11 protein-coding genes are annotated in these 14,529 nt (G+C 69.6%); 9 read left to right on the top strand and 2 right to left on the bottom strand.

The window, feature by feature from the left end; translation table 11 throughout:
* The first annotated feature begins 9 nt into the window (after positions 1–9).
* The 7 genes from pdhA to QH290_RS15240 all read left to right on the top strand — a co-directional run bounded on the left by pdhA (position 10) and on the right by QH290_RS15240 (position 7,993).
* Positions 10–1,110 carry a pyruvate dehydrogenase (acetyl-transferring) E1 component subunit alpha gene (gene pdhA / locus QH290_RS15270; protein WP_280383478.1) on the top strand — a complete coding sequence of 367 codons (1,101 nt, stop codon included), beginning with the start codon at positions 10–12 and terminating at the stop codon, positions 1,108–1,110.
* Positions 1,111–1,133: 23 nt separating this feature from the next.
* Complete coding sequence (locus QH290_RS15265; RefSeq protein ID WP_280264906.1) at positions 1,134–2,138, top strand: alpha-ketoacid dehydrogenase subunit beta; 1,005 nt, start codon at positions 1,134–1,136, stop codon at positions 2,136–2,138.
* A complete protein-coding gene (locus tag QH290_RS15260; RefSeq protein ID WP_280383476.1) occupies positions 2,131–3,402 on the top strand; it encodes a dihydrolipoamide acetyltransferase family protein in 1,272 nt (423 codons plus the stop codon). Before QH290_RS15265 ends, QH290_RS15260 begins: the two co-directional genes overlap by 8 nt.
* Positions 3,403–3,631: 229 nt before the next feature.
* On the top strand, positions 3,632–4,258 hold the full coding sequence (pnuC, locus tag QH290_RS15255; RefSeq protein WP_280383474.1) for a nicotinamide riboside transporter PnuC: 627 nt from the start codon (positions 3,632–3,634) through the stop codon (positions 4,256–4,258).
* Positions 4,259–4,364: 106 nt separating this feature from the next.
* The gene (locus tag QH290_RS15250; protein WP_280264903.1) at positions 4,365–5,807 is read left to right on the top strand and encodes a GntP family permease; all 1,443 of its coding nucleotides are present in this window, start codon (positions 4,365–4,367) and stop codon (positions 5,805–5,807) included.
* A gap of 15 nt (positions 5,808–5,822) precedes the next feature.
* Entirely contained in the window at positions 5,823–7,064 is a 1,242-nt protein-coding gene (locus QH290_RS15245; RefSeq protein ID WP_280383471.1) for a CaiB/BaiF CoA transferase family protein, read from the top strand.
* Positions 7,061–7,993 carry a hydroxymethylglutaryl-CoA lyase gene (locus QH290_RS15240; RefSeq protein WP_280383469.1) on the top strand — a complete coding sequence of 311 codons (933 nt, stop codon included), beginning with the start codon at positions 7,061–7,063 and terminating at the stop codon, positions 7,991–7,993. Before QH290_RS15245 ends, QH290_RS15240 begins: the two co-directional genes overlap by 4 nt.
* Positions 7,994–7,997: 4 nt before the next feature.
* Here QH290_RS15240 and QH290_RS15235 read toward each other — a convergent pair whose 3' ends face one another.
* The gene (locus QH290_RS15235) at positions 7,998–8,783 is read right to left on the bottom strand and encodes an IclR family transcriptional regulator (RefSeq protein ID WP_280269101.1); all 786 of its coding nucleotides are present in this window, start codon (positions 8,781–8,783) and stop codon (positions 7,998–8,000) included.
* Between the two features lie 83 nt (positions 8,784–8,866).
* On the bottom strand, positions 8,867–12,361 hold the full coding sequence (car, locus tag QH290_RS15230) for a carboxylic acid reductase (protein WP_425303605.1): 3,495 nt from the start codon (positions 12,359–12,361) through the stop codon (positions 8,867–8,869).
* 362 nt (positions 12,362–12,723) lie between these two features.
* On the opposite strand from car, the gene QH290_RS15225 reads away from it, so the two are divergent.
* Both QH290_RS15225 and QH290_RS15220 read left to right on the top strand, forming a co-directional pair.
* Positions 12,724–13,806: an S-(hydroxymethyl)mycothiol dehydrogenase gene (locus QH290_RS15225; RefSeq protein ID WP_280383465.1), complete on the top strand. Its 1,083-nt coding sequence runs from the start codon at positions 12,724–12,726 to the stop codon at positions 13,804–13,806.
* Entirely contained in the window at positions 13,803–14,423 is a 621-nt protein-coding gene (locus QH290_RS15220; RefSeq protein ID WP_280269098.1) for an MBL fold metallo-hydrolase, read from the top strand. Before QH290_RS15225 ends, QH290_RS15220 begins: the two co-directional genes overlap by 4 nt.
* Positions 14,424–14,529: the final 106 nt, after the last annotated feature.

The following is a 14,529-nucleotide window of genomic DNA, read 5'->3' as shown; positions in this document are numbered from 1 at the left end:
GTCCCACCCGTGACCACGACCACTGCCCCGCGCAAGTCCGCCCGCAAGTCGCCCGCCAAGCCCCGGGCGAATGCCAAGGCCGCCAAGCGTTTCGACACCGAGGATCCACAGATCCTGCGCGGCCTGTACCGGGACATGCTGTTCGTGCGGCGCTTCGAGGAGCGCACCGCGCAGAGCTACCAGCAGGCCAAGATCGGCGGCTACTGCCACCTCAATCTCGGTGAGGAGGCGACGGTGGTGGGCATGGCCGCCGCGATGCGGCCCACCGACTACCTGTTCACCAACTACCGCGAGCACGGCTACGCGCTCGCCAAGGGCATCGAACCCGGCCGGGTGATGGCCGAGCTGTACGGCCGCTCCACGGGCACCTCCAAGGGCTGGGGCGGATCGATGCACATGTACGACACCGCGACCCGGCTGCTGGGCGGCTATGCCATTGTGGGCGGCCAGGTTCCGCTCGCCGTCGGCGCCGCGCTCGCCATCGACTACCGCGGCGGCGACGACGTCGTGGTGTGCCAGATGGGCGACGGCACCACGAATATCGGCGCCTTCCACGAGTCGCTGAACATCGCCGCGCTGTGGCGGCTGCCGATCGTGTTCCTGGTGATCAACAATCAGACCGGCATGGGCACCACGGTCGAGCGCTCCTCCGCCGAGCCCGACCTGTACAAGCGCGCCGAGTCCTATCGGATGCGCGGCGAGCGCGTCGACGGCACCGATGTGCTGGCCGTGCGCGATATCGCGGCCGAGCTGCTGGAAGGTGCCCGGCGCGAGGGCAAACCGGCGCTGCTGGAGGCGGTCAGCTACCGGCTCAAGGGGCACTCGGTGGTCGATCCCGCGAAATACCGTTCCGCCGAGGATGTTTCGACCGCGCGCGAGAACGATCCGATCGCGACCTTCCAGGCCGAGCTGATCGCGGCCGGGGTGCTGTCCGAGCAGGACCCCGCCGCCCTCGAGGCCGAGGTGCGCGAGGGCGTCGAGGCGGCCGTCGCGTTCGCCGACGCCAGCCCGCATCCGGAGCCGTCGAGCCTGTTCGACTACACCTACGCCACACCGGTTCCGGGTGATTCCCGCCGCCTGCCCGCCGATCCGCTGTTCCCCGTGGCCTGAAAGAGGACATCACCGTGCCTGTCATGACCTATCGCGAAGCGCTGCGCGACACCCTGCGCCGGGAGATGCAGCGCGACGACGACATCCTCCTCATCGGGGAGGAGATCGGCATCTTCGAGGGCTCATACAAGATCACCGCCGGGCTGCTCGCCGAATTCGGGGAGAAGCGGGTGCGCGACACCCCGATCGCCGAGGAGGGTTTCGTCGGCGCCGCCATCGGCGCGGCCATGCTCGGGCTGCGCCCGGTCGTGGAGATCATGACGATCAACTTCTCGCTGCTGGCGCTGGATCAGATCGTCAACCACGCCGCCAAGATCTACGGCATGTTCGGCGGGCAGACCAGCGTGCCGATGGTCATCCGGACCCCGGGCGGCGGCGGACAGCAGCTGGGCGCGACGCATTCGCAGAACATCGAGCTGTACTACGCGTTCGTGCCCGGGCTGAAGGTGGTCGCGCCGAGCACGCCCGCCGACGCCCGGGCGCTGCTGCGGGCCGCGATCGCCGACGACGATCCGGTGCTGTTCCTGGAGAATCTCGCGCTCTACAACACCAAGGGCGACGTGCCCGAGGAGATTCCCGACGTGCAGATCGGCAAGGCCGCGGTGACCAGGGAGGGCACCGACATCACGCTGATCGGCTATTCGCGGATGGCGACCGTAGCCACCCAGGTCGCCGAACGGCTTGCCGGGGAAGGGATCTCGGCGGAGGTGATCGACCTGCGCAGCCTGCGGCCGCTGGACCGCGACACCCTGATCGCCTCGGTGCGCAAGACCGGCTGCGCGGTGATCGGCGAGGACGACTGGCTCACCTACGGCATCGGCGCGGAGGTGGCCGCCTCCATCTCCGACGGCGCCTTCGACTACCTCGACGCACCCGTGCGGCGCGTGGCCATGGCCGAGGTGCCGCTGCCGTACTCGAAACCGCTGGAGCGGCTCGCGCTGCCGTCGGCCGACTCGCTGTACACCGCCGCGGTGGAAACCCTTGCGGCCGTGGGACGCCGGAACTCGAAGGACACCTACATTGCCTGAAATCACCATGCCCCGCCTGTCCGACACGATGGAGGACGGCGTCATCGCGTCCTGGCTCAAGCAGGTGGGCGATCCGGTCACCCGCGGCGAGGTGCTCGCCGAGATCGAGACCGACAAGGCCCTCATGGAATTGGAGGCCTACGACGACGGCGTGCTCGAGCAGATCCTCGCCGACGCGGGGTCGCGGGTCCCGATCGGCGAGCCGATCGCGATCGTCGGAGACGGGAGCGGGACGGGGTCGCCGTCGGGTTCCGCGCACGGCAGCGCGCAGGCGACCTCCGGAAGTGCCGGTGCGCAATCGGACCCGGCTACGGTCTCCGGAAGCGGTGACGGGCAGGGTAACTCCGCGACAGGCGCCGCCAGCCCGGACAACTCTGCTACGGGCCTTCTCGGTTCCGGGACCGAGCGTCGGCCGAAGTCTTCCCCGTTGGCCCGCAAGATCGCCGGGGAACTCGGCATCGACCTCGCCACCGTCACCGGCACGGGCCCGGGCGGGCGGATCACCCGGCAGGATGTCGAATCCGCCCCGCGCCCTGGTGGATTCGCACCGGCGGCGGCAGCTGGCCCCTCCGGCGATTCCGACGAGGTGCCGCTGAGCCGGATTCAGCAGGTGTCGGCGGCCCGGCTCACCCAGAGCATGCAGCAGGCCCCGCACATCTACCTGACCAGCGCGATCGACGTCACCGACCTGCTGGCCCTCCGCGTGCAGATCAACGCGACGCTGGAGCCGGCCGGGAAGGGCAAGGTCAGTGTCAACGATCTGCTGGTCAAGGCGGTGGCGTCGGCGCTGCGCGCGGATCCGGCGGTGAACGTGTCCTTCGCGGGAGAAAAACTGCTGCGGCACAGGGGAATCCACCTCGGCATCGCCGTCGCCACCCCCGCCGGGCTGCTGGTGCCGGTGATCCGCGACGCCGACCGCAAGAGCGTCTCCGAGATCGCCACCGAGGCGCGCGAACTCGCCGGGCGGGCGCGCGACCGCAAGCTGCGCGCCGAGGAGATGTCCGGTGGCACCTTCACGATCTCGAATCTGGGCATGTTCGGCGTGGAGCAGTTCACCGCCGTCATCAACCCGCCCGAATCCGCGATCCTCGCCGTCGGCGCCGCCCAGGACGAACTGCGCCTCGACGGCACCGACGTGATCGCCCGCAAGATCCTGCGCATCACGATGTCCGCCGACCACCGCGCCATCGACGGCGCCATAGCCGCTACATTCCTCCAGCAACTGAAGGACCTCCTCGAACACCCCCTCCGCATCCTCGCGTAACCACCCGATCGAGTCGTAGGTCACACCCGGGTGGTGGTGTGCGGCGGAATACGGTGCCGTGGCAGCGTGGTTGGGCGAGGTGAACGCGCGCTCCGGGGTCGGTGGAAGCCCGAACCGACGGTGAGAGTCCGGATGGGAGGCACCCCCGGAGCTCTGGCATCGAGGAGGTCCGGGAGATGCACGTCGCCGACGCCGAGGAGTTCGGCAGCCCCACCGCGGGAGTCGCCGCGTGAACGCGGGATTCCAGATCTTCGGCGAGCACATTCTCTGGACCGACCTGACCGGCAACATCCTGTCGCTGGCCGTGGTGTGGCTGGCGATGCGCAAGACCGTGTGGACCTGGCCGGTGCAGCTGGTGGGCGCATTGCTGCTGCTGGCCGCCTCGATCGACGCGCACGTCCCGGGCAATGCGCTCAAGCAGGTGCTGTTCTGCGCGCTGGCCGTCTACGGCTGGCTGTCGTGGACCCGCGGCACCCGCGACGATCACGGCCTGCTCGTGCGGCCGGCCACCACCCGTGAGCGCCTGGTCCTGCTCGCCGTGCTGGTGCTGGGCACCGTGCTGGTGGCCGAGCTGTTCATCCATCTGACCTGGCTGCATGTCGCGTGGTCGCCGTGGGCGAACGCGTACATCTTCGTCGGCAGCGCCATCGCCACGTTCGCGCAGAGCCGCGCCCTGGTCGACTTCTGGATCATCTGGATGCTGGTCGACCTCGTCGGCGTGCCGCTGGCGTTCCAGTCCGGGTTGTACGTCTCCGGGGCCGTCTATGGGGTCTTCTTCCTGCTGGTCCTGCTGGGTTTCAGCCGGTGGCGGCGGGAGTATCGAGCCCGGCAGGCCAGCCGCTTGCTTATATCGTGAGTCTCTGCCCATAATGTGAGCCTGTTGTGGCCCGCATCACGGCATGATCGTTGCTCTGCACTGCGGGACCGAGCACTCCGTGAGTGCGGCTCGATGGGATTTACGCATGTCAGACGTTGCAACGATGATCAATACGGGAGTCGCGATCCTCGCGGTGGTCCTGCTGATCGTCCGATTCAAGTTCAACCCGGCGGTCTCGCTGGTCATCGGATCCGCCTATCTGGGGCTGACCGCCGGGCTGGGTACCGAGAAGACCATCGAGACCATCACCAAGGGTTTCGGCGACATCATGGCCGAGGTCGGGCTGCTGATCGCGTTCGGCGTGCTGATGGGCGCGATGCTGCAGCAGACGGGCGCGATCCAGCGCCTGGTCGGCGCGCTGCTGAAGGTGTTCGGGCCCAACCGGATGCCGTACGCGATGTCGCTGACGGTCGCCACGCTGCTGCAGTCGATCTTCCTCGACGTGCTGCTGGTGATCGCGGCGCCGCTCGCGCGCAATCTCGCCGCCAAGATCGGTAAGCGGGGCACGGCGCGGATGGCCACGGCCCTGGCGATCGGCGGCGAATGCGGCATCGTGCTGACCGTGCCGGGCGTCGGCGCGCTGGCGCTGGCCGGACTGCTCGGCGTGCCGCTGGGCAAGATGCTGCTGTTCGGCGTGCTGCTGGTGATCCCCACGGTCGCCATCGCGGTGGCCGTCATGTGCTTCCTGTTCGACCGCGGCTGGTGGAACGAGGAGCGCGACGAACAGCCCTTCCTCGGCGAGGAGCCGGTTCCCGGCACCGGCGAGCCCGCCGCGGATTCCGGACACGCCGAGCACGCAGCCGTCGCCGATCGCGGCGCGGCGGCGAGCACCGAGCCGGGCAGCGGGGTCGTCGGCACCCGCACCAGCGCGGCGACGCGCTCCGAGACTCCGCTGCCGGTGCTGCTGGCGCCGCTGCTCACCGCCCTGGTACTGATCGCGCTGGGCGCCGTGCTGGACGTCGCCGAGGTGCACAATCCGGTGATCGAATTCCTCTCGGCGCCGGTGATCGCCCTGCTGATCGGGCTCGTCGGCACCAGTTTCGTCGGCCGCTACGCCGTCGGGGCCGAGGCGATGCAGCGCTCGATCGCCACCGGATTCAAGGAGAGCGGCCAGATCCTCATCCTGACCGGTGTCGGCGGCTCGCTGGCGGCCACCATCGCCGCGACCGGCCTGGGCAAGATCCTCGGCGAATACTTCACCGCGAGCACCGCCGCGCCGCTGCTGATGGTGTGGGTGATCGCGGCGATCCTGCACGTCGCCGTCGGCTCCGTGACGATCTCGGCGATCACGGCCGCCGGAATCCTCGGCCCGGTCGCGCCCGCCCTCGGCATCGATCCGGTGCTGATCGCGCTCGCCGCGGGCGCCGGATCGCTGTTCGCGGTGCACGTCACGAGCAATACCTTCTGGCTGCTGCAGTCGCTGCTGGGCCAGACCACGCGCGGCACGCTGAAGACCTGCTCGGTGGGCGTCTCGGTCGCGTCGGTGGTGGCGATCCTGCTCATCCTGCCGCTGAGCGCGCTGCTCTGATCGGAGAGAAAAGGTATGCAAGACAAGGTCGTTCGCCCGCTGTCGGGTGTCCGCGTGCTCGAGCTGGGCAACTACATCGCCGCCCCGACCGCCGGTCGCATGCTGGCCGACTTCGGCGCCGAGGTGATCAAGGTCGAGCGGCCGGTCACGGGCGACGAACTGCGCCGCTGGCGGCTCTACAGCGGCGACACCTCCATGCTGTACCGCACCATCAACCGCAACAAGAAGTCGATCGTGCTGGACCTGAAGACCGAGGCGGGGCGCGCCCTCGTGCTCGACCTCGTCCGCGAATGCGATGTGCTGCTGGAGAATTTCCGCCCGGGGACGCTGGAGAAATGGGGCCTCGGGCCGGAGGTGCTCGACGCGGCGAATCCCGACCTGGTCGTCACCCGCATCTCCGCCTACGGCCAGACCGGGCCGCTGGCGCAGCGGCCCGGATTCGCCGCGGTCGCCGAGGCCGTCGGCGGGCTGCGCGAACTGGTCGGCGACCCGGACCGGCCGCCGGTGCGCACCGGCGTCTCCATCGGCGACTCGATCGCCGGGATCTACGCCGCCTTCGGCACCGTCATGGCACTGTTCCAGCGGACCCGGTCCGACACCGCAATTCCCTTGGGCGAGCGCATCATCGACGTCGCCCTCAACGAGTCGATCCTGTCGGTGATGGAATCGCTGATCCCCGACTACCTCGCCTACGGCGTCCGCCGCGAACGGGTCGGCGGCCGGATGGAGGGCATCGCCCCCAGCAACGCCTATCCGTGCGGCGACGGCACCAGCATCATCATCGCGGGCAACGGCGACGCGATCTTCCAGCGCTACATGGAGACGATCGACCGGCCGGACCTGGCCGCCGACCCCGAATTGCGCGACAACGCCGCCCGCTGGCGCCGCCGCGAGGAACTCGACGCCGCGATCGCCGAATGGACGTCCCGGCACACCCGCGACGAGGCGCTGAAGATTCTCGATGCCGCCGGGGTGCCGTCGGGCCCGATCTACACCGCAGCCGACATCGTCGACGACCCGCAGTACCGGGCGCGCAATATGATTCAGGAGTTCGCGGTCGACACCGGGGCGGCCGAACCGGCCACCGTCGGATTCGCGGGTATCGTCCCGGTGATCGGGGGCGCCTCGCTGCCGATCCGGACGGTCGGACCGGATCTCGGCGCGCACACCCGCGAGGTGCTCGCATCGGTACTGGGGCTGACCGACGACGAAATAGACTCCCGCACAGGCAATTCCGGCACAGGAGGCACATCATGACGTTCGGCTACACACCCGCGGCCGAGCTGCGCGACGTCACACTGCGCGACGGATTGCAGCTCACCGGCAAGCTGTTGCCGACCGAACGCAAGGTCGAGACCGCGCGCACGCTGCTGCGCCTCGGGGTCCCGGCGCTGGAGATCGGGTCGATGGCCCGGCCGGATCTCGTTCCGCCACTGGCGAATACGCTCGAGATCATCGCCGAGCTGACCCCGCAGGAGCTGGAGCGGTGCTGGGTGTGGGTGGCCACACCGCGCCATGTCGAGAAGGCCGCCGCGGCCGGGGCACGCAACTTCCAGTACTGTTTCTCCGCCTCGGATTCGCACAATCGCGCCAATATCGGCCGCAGCACCGAGGACAGCGTGGCCGCCATGCCCGCGGCCGTGCGGCTCGCGCAGGAGGCGGGCGGGTCCATCCAGTTGTGCATCGCGACGTCGTTCACCTGCCCCTTCGAGGGTCCCGTCGACCCCGAGCGGGTGATCGGCATCGCCAACGACGCGCGCACCGCGGGCGCCGACGACATCGTCCTCGCCGATACGCTCGGCCAGGCGGTGCCGGTGCAGGTGCGCGAGCTGGTCGCCGCGGTGCGCACCCGGACGCCGCAGCGGCGCATCGTCTTTCACGGCCACGACACCTGGGGACTCGGTGTCGCCAACACCCTCGCGGCGATCGACGCGGGCGCCACGATGGTGGACGGCGCGCTGGGCGGCCTCGGCGGCTGCCCCTTCGCCCCCGGCGCCAGCGGCAATACCGCCACCGAGGATCTACTGTTCGCGACGCGTCCCGGCTGGTTCCGGCCGGACACCCTCGCCGAGCTGGTCGGCAATTCCGAGGCGCTGCTCGCCGAGCTCGGCGAGCCCAACCGTTCCAAGGCAGCGCAGGGGGCGCGGTCGAAGGCCGCGGCGTTCGAGTGGGTTGTCCGGTCCTGACCGCTCACGCGGGGAGGCGACCGCCGATGGTCCGGGTGATCTGTTCGGCGTAGCCGACGAGCAGGTCGACCCACGCCTCGCATTGCGACTGCGGCATGCGGATGGTCGGGCCGCTGATGGTCACCGCCGCGACGACATCACCGGAGGCGTCGAAGACCGGCGCGGACAGGCCGGACGCCGAGTCCTCGCGCTCCCCCGCCGTGATCGCGTAGCCGTCGGCCTTGGCCTGGGCGATGCGCGCGCGCAACTCGTCCGGGCTGGTCACGGTCCCCTCGGTGAGCGGTTCCAGCGGCGCCGCCAGCACCGACTCGGCCAGCTCCGGATTCCACGCCAGCAGGATCCGGCCCGCCGACCCGGCGTACAGCGGAATTATCTTGCCCACGTACATATCCCGGCGCAGCGCGTGCCGGGTCTCGGCGATCGCGACACACACCCGGAAACCGTGTTCGGCCCGGAACAGACACGCCGTCTCGCCGGTCTTGTCGCGGATCTCCCGCAGCACCGGGTTGGCGATCGACAACAGGTCCAGGCCCTTCACCGCCGTCGCCGCCCAGTAGCTCATGCGCAGCCCGATCCGGATCTGGTCGCCGACGCGGTCGAGCAGCCCCTGCGCGACCATGTTCGTGACCAGCCGCTGCACCGTGGACGCCGGGAGTCCGGTGGCCTGCTGAATCTCGCCGAGCGTCATCGACGGCCGCGCCGGCGAGAACGCGTCCAGAATCTCGGTGATCTTGACCAGCACCAGCAGCGGCTGATTCCTCGACGCCGCACCGCCGTCATCGCTCGACATACCGCCGAATCTACGCCGATGAGCGGCGCCTACCGGCGAGGGGCCGGGTGCGGGCGTCGTTGTACCGGGGCAAGTTCATCTGTCTACAGGAGATTGCGCAGGCGTAGATCGTTGGCGTACTTCTCGATCAGCTCGGGGCCGAGGTGCGGGATGTCCTCCGCCGCACCGATCTTCGCGTGCTGCACCGCCGCCTGGAACTTCTTGGCGGGCAGGGCGGCACCGCGCATCGGGGCGCCGGGGCGTGCGTAGGCGTGCAGCAGCGGCAGGACCGAGTGCTTGCGCTGCCGCTCCGGCAGGGCGCGCAGCGCGGTGTCGAAGCGCGACAACCACTCCGCGTAGTCGTCGATGCGCTCGATCGGATGCCCGGCCGCGATCAGCCAGTCCACGAACTCGTCCAGCGACAGCCCGTCGTCGTGCGGATTGAGCACGTCGAAGGTTTCGTACCCCGTGCCCGCCCGCGCGCCGAGGGTGGTGATGGCCTCGGCGGTGAAGTCGGCGGGCAGCCCGTCGTAGTGCGAGCGCTGCCGATCGCCCTCGGAGTCGGTCTCGTAGAACGACTTCGGCGCCACGCCCGTCGCCAGCACGCTCAGCAGCAGCCGCGTGAACATATCCGGCAGATTGAACTGGCCCGCGTAGCGGCTGTGCGCCAGGATCATGTCGGAGCGGAACACCGCCACCGGCAGACCACACCAGTCGTACGCCTCGCGCAGCAGCACCTCACCGGCCCACTTGCTGTTTCCGTAGCCGTTGGCGTACCCGTCGCCCAGCGCACGCACGGCGCTGATCTCCCGGATATCGCCGTCCTCGGTGAACACCTCCGGATCCACCTGATCGGCCACTCCCACCGTCGACAGGTAGGTCACCGGCTTCAGCCGGGCCGTCAGGGCCAGCCGGATCACCTCGGCGGTGCCCACCACGTTCGGGCCGAACAGCTGGTCGTAGGGCAGCACGTGATTCACCAGCGCGGCCGGATGCACGATCAGATCGACCGACTCCGCGAGCCGCGCCCACACCTGTTCGCCCACACCGAGGTTCGGTTCGCCGATATCACCCGCCAGCACCTCCAGCGTGCCCTCGGCCAGCTCCCGGTAGCGACGCGACAACTCCGGATCGCCGCTGTCGAACGCCTCGTCCAGGCGCTCGCGCGCCGCGGCCGCGTCGGCACCGCGGACCACGCACACGAGCGTGCCGCCCGAATCGTGCAGGCGCTGTAGCCATTCCAGGCACAGGAACCGGCCGAGGTAGCCGTTGGCCCCGGTCAGCAGCACCGTCCGCACCGGATGCGGCGTGCGCGGCAGATCGGCCGCCGCGGCCAGGGTCGCCGTATCGATGAACTTGTCCAAAGTCAGGTCCGCGGCGCGGATTTCACCGCCACCGCCGTGCACGGACGCGGCCGTCGGCCGCTGTCGGCCGGACCGCCGCTCGGACTCGATGTACTCGGCCAGCCGCCGCAGGTCGGTGGCCGGGCTGTGGATGACCCCCACCGGCACCTCGACGCCGAAGATCTCCTGCAGCAGGGTCGACAGCGACAGCGCCGACAGCGAATCCCCGCCCAGGTCGGCGAAGTGCGCGTCCGGCCGCAGCTCGGTCGTCGCGCAGCCGAGCAGGGCCCGCGCCGCCCGCCCCACCGTCTCCAGGACCGGCAGGTCGGCCGCGGCACCGCGCAGCGCCTGCAGTTCGTCACGCTGTTCGCGGTCGAGTTCGTCGTAGCGCTGTTCGAGCTGGGCGCCGTAGCGGTCTTTCAGCTTGGGCCGCAACAGTTTTCCGATGCCCGACAGCAGCCCGTTGTCCATGCTGAACGGCTCCGTCTCGAGCAGGAAGTCGCGCGGGATCTCGTAGGAGTTCAGATGCGCGTCCTGCGCCACCCGCTGCATCGACTCCGCGATGGCCGCCTTCAGCTCGGCGGTGTCCGGATGCGCGGCCGCGGCGTCGGTGGTCGGCACGATGACCGCCAGCAGCGCGGCGCGCTCGCTGGAGCCGTAGACGTAGATCTGGCGGATCAGCGGGCTCGAGGTGTACACGGCCTCCAGCTTCGACACCGCCACGAACTCGCCCTGCGACAGCTTCAGCACATTGTTGCGGCGATCGACGTACACCAGCCGGTCCGGCTCGGTCTCGGCCATGACGTCACCGGTCCGGTAGAAGCCGTCGGCGTCGAAGATCTCCGCGTTCAGATCCGGCCGCTTGTAATAGCCCGGCACCAGCGACTCCGCCTTGACCAGCAATTCCCCACGCGGATAAGGCTTGTCGGTGCCGAAGTACCCCAGTTCCGGGACGTCGACCAGCTTGTAGTCGATCACCGGTGGACGCTGCACCTGGTTGTTGAGCAGCACCCCGCCGCCGGTCTCGGTGGCGCCGTAACCGTCGAACATGCCCAGCTCGAGCACCGACTCCATGAACGTCCGCATCTCCGCCGACAGCGGCGCGCTGCCGCACAGGGCGAGCAGGAAGCGGCCGCCCAGGAAGTGCTCGCGCAGTTCGGCTTTCACCTCGCGCTCCGCCACCGCGGGATCCGCCCCGGCCGCGACCGTGCGATCCACCTCGCCGCGGAAGCGCTGGAACACCATGTCGCACACGCGCGGAACGAAAAACAGCATCGTCGGGCGGGCCAGCGCGATGTCGTCGAACAGTGTCGACATATCGCTGCGCGCCGCGAAGTACACGGTGCCGCCCGAGGCCAGGCAGGTCGTCAGCGACGCCCGGCCCGCGATATGGCTCATCGGCATGTAGCTGAGCCCGAGCGCCGGTATGGGCCCCGGGCGCCACATCCGCGCGAGCAGCCGCTCGGGATACATTGCCCCCTTGGGTGTTCCGGTGCTGCCCGAGGTGTAGATGAGCAACGCCAATTCGCTGTCGTCCCCGGCGGTGTGCAGCGGCGCGGCGGGCAGCTCGCGGCCGCGGGCCAGCACCGCGTCGAGGGTCTCCACCCGCACCGGGCTGTCCGCCAGCCGGGCGCGGGCGGATTCGACGGCGGCACGCTGGATTTCGTCCTCGGCGTAGTAGTCGAACACGATCAGCGCACGCACCGACTCGGTCGCGAGCGCCAGATCGATTGCCGCATCGAGCTGTTCGACATCGGCGGCGAGCACCCGCGGCTCGGTCTCCACGACGATCGGCGTCAGCTGGGCCTGCGACGCACCGGCCTGCAACGGCACGGCGACGGCGCCCACACAGGTGCAGGCCAGGTCGACGGTCGTGTAATCGATGCTGGTGAAACCGAGGATCGCGACGAAATCCCCTGCCCGCGTGGGGTGTTCGGGGTCGTGGTGCCACGCGGCGGTCAGCGCTCGCACCCGCTGCCACAGATCACCGTAGGTGATCGTGTCGAAGCGGGGCAGCAACCGCGCCCGCCGCCGCCCGGCGTCGTCGGCGACGAACTCGACCGCGCGCCGCCCGAGCGCGGGGCGGTCCGCGTAGCTCTCCATGACGGTCGCGACCGACTCGGCCAGGCGCATCCCCGGCCGCTGCACGGCCTCGCCCACCGCGTCGATCGGCAGGGCCGCGCGGATCTGCGGATCGCGCTCGATCAGTTCGGTCGCCCGCCGTACCAGCTGTGCATCCTCATCCGCGACCTCCATCCCCAAGATGTCCATCCCCGACCTCTCTGAATAGTCCCGACAGATACCGGCAGTCGATGCATGCGCGCGGGATTTCGCATCCCGCCCTGAGAAATAGTTGCTTGCACTAAGCATCTCCACGGTCGTCCCGCTCGTGCCGCAGTGTCAAGCGGGTCACGCCGAGCCGCGCCATCCACCGAGCTAGAGCCGATTGAGGCGTGCGTCACGCTGGGCTTTTTGCACCGTTTGCCCGGCTCACGCCGGATGCGGTCGCGGACACCGGAAACCCCGCGATGCGCTGGGTGAACTCGTAACCCGGCGCGCGGGTGCGACGGCCGCGGTTACGATCCGGGTGGTGGGTGTCAGCGTATAAGGAGATTGCCATGTCCCAGAAGGTCCGCGGTGTCGTTGCCCGCAGCGAGGGCGCGCCGGTCGAGATCGTCGACATCGTCATTCCGGAGCCGGGGCCGCACGATGTGGTGGTGCGCGTGCTGGCGTGCGGGGTCTGCCACACCGACCTGACCTATCGCGAGGGCGGCATCAACGACGAGTTCCCCTTCCTGCTCGGGCACGAGGCCGCGGGCGTAGTGGACACCGTCGGCGACGCGGTCACCCATGTGCAACCCGGTGATCGGGTGCTGCTGAACTGGCGCGCCGTATGCGGCGCCTGCCGGGCCTGCAAGCGCGGAAAACCGTGGTACTGCTTCAGCACTCACAATGCGAGCCGCCCCATGACGCTGGCCGACGGCACCGTCCTGACCCCCGCGCTCGGCATCGGCGCCTTCGCCGACAAGACGCTCGTGCACGAGGGCCAGTGCACGGTCATCGATGCGGAGACCGATCCGGCGGTGGCCGGGCTGCTCGGCTGCGGCGTGATGGCCGGGCTGGGCGCGGCGATCAACACCGGGAACGTGCGCTACGGCGATTCGGTCGCGGTGCTCGGCTGCGGCGGCGTCGGCGACGCGGCCATCGCCGGGGCGCGGCTGGCCGGGGCGACCACGATCATCGCCGTCGACCGGGATCCGCGAAAACTGCAGTGGGCCACCGAACTCGGCGCCACCCACACCCTCACGACCGGCGACGATATCGTCGAGCGCATCCAGGAACTGACCGGCGGCTTCGGCGCCGACGTGGTGATCGATGCGGTCGGCCGCCCGGAAACCTGGAAGCAGGCCTTCTACGCCCGCGACCTCGCGGGCACCGTGGTGCTCGTCGGGGTCCCCACCCCCGATATGCGCCTGGACATGCCGCTGATCGACTTCTTCTCCCGCGGCGGCTCGCTGAAGTCCTCCTGGTACGGCGACTGCCTGCCCGAGCGCGACTTCCCGATGCTGCTGGACCTGTACCGCCAGGGCCGCCTGCCGCTGGAACGCTTCGTCAGCGAACGCATTCCGCTCGACGGCGTGGAGCAGTCGTTCACCACCATGCACAACGGCGACGTGCTGCGCTCGGTGGTGGTGCTGTGAACATCCGTCGCGTCGTCACCTCGGGGAAGTTCGAATTGGACGGCGGCAGCTGGGATGTCGACAACAACGTGTGGGTGATCGGCACCGACGACGAGGCGGTGATCGTCGACGCCGCCCACGACGCCGCACCGATTCTCGATGCCGTCGCCGGGCGGACCGTCACCGCCGTCGTGTGCACACATGCCCACAACGATCACATCAACGTCGCCCCGCAGGTGGCCGCGGCGGTCGGGGCACCGATCTGGCTACACCCCGCCGACGACATGCTGTGGCGCGCGGTCCATCCGGATGTCGAGTACCGCCCGCTCGCCGACGATCAGCGAATCCCGGTGGGCGCCACCGACATCCGCGTGCTGCACACGCCCGGCCACGCCCCCGGCTGCTGCTGCCTCTACCTGGAAGCGGAGAACGCGCTGTTCACCGGCGATACCCTCTTCTCCGGCGGGCCGGGCGCGACCGGGCGGTCCTACTCCGACTTCCCCACCATCATCGAGTCGATCCGCACCCGCCTGCTGACGCTGCCGCCGGAAACCACCGTGCACACCGGCCACGGCGATTCCACCACGATCGGCGCCGAGGCCCCGCACCTCCAGGAGTGGATCGCCCGCGGGCACTGAAAGATTCCGCACATTCTCCACCAAGCAATTGCTTGGGTTGGTAATGTCGGCAGTGCAGGAGGACGGTGATCGGCATCGGTCGGGCAGACGATGCGAACGCACCGTG

Origin of the sequence: Nocardia wallacei, assembly GCF_029869545.1 — a bacterium.
Classification (GTDB): Bacteria; Actinomycetota; Actinomycetes; order Mycobacteriales; family Mycobacteriaceae; genus Nocardia; species Nocardia wallacei_A.
This window is presented reverse-complemented; position numbering and strand designations above follow the sequence as displayed.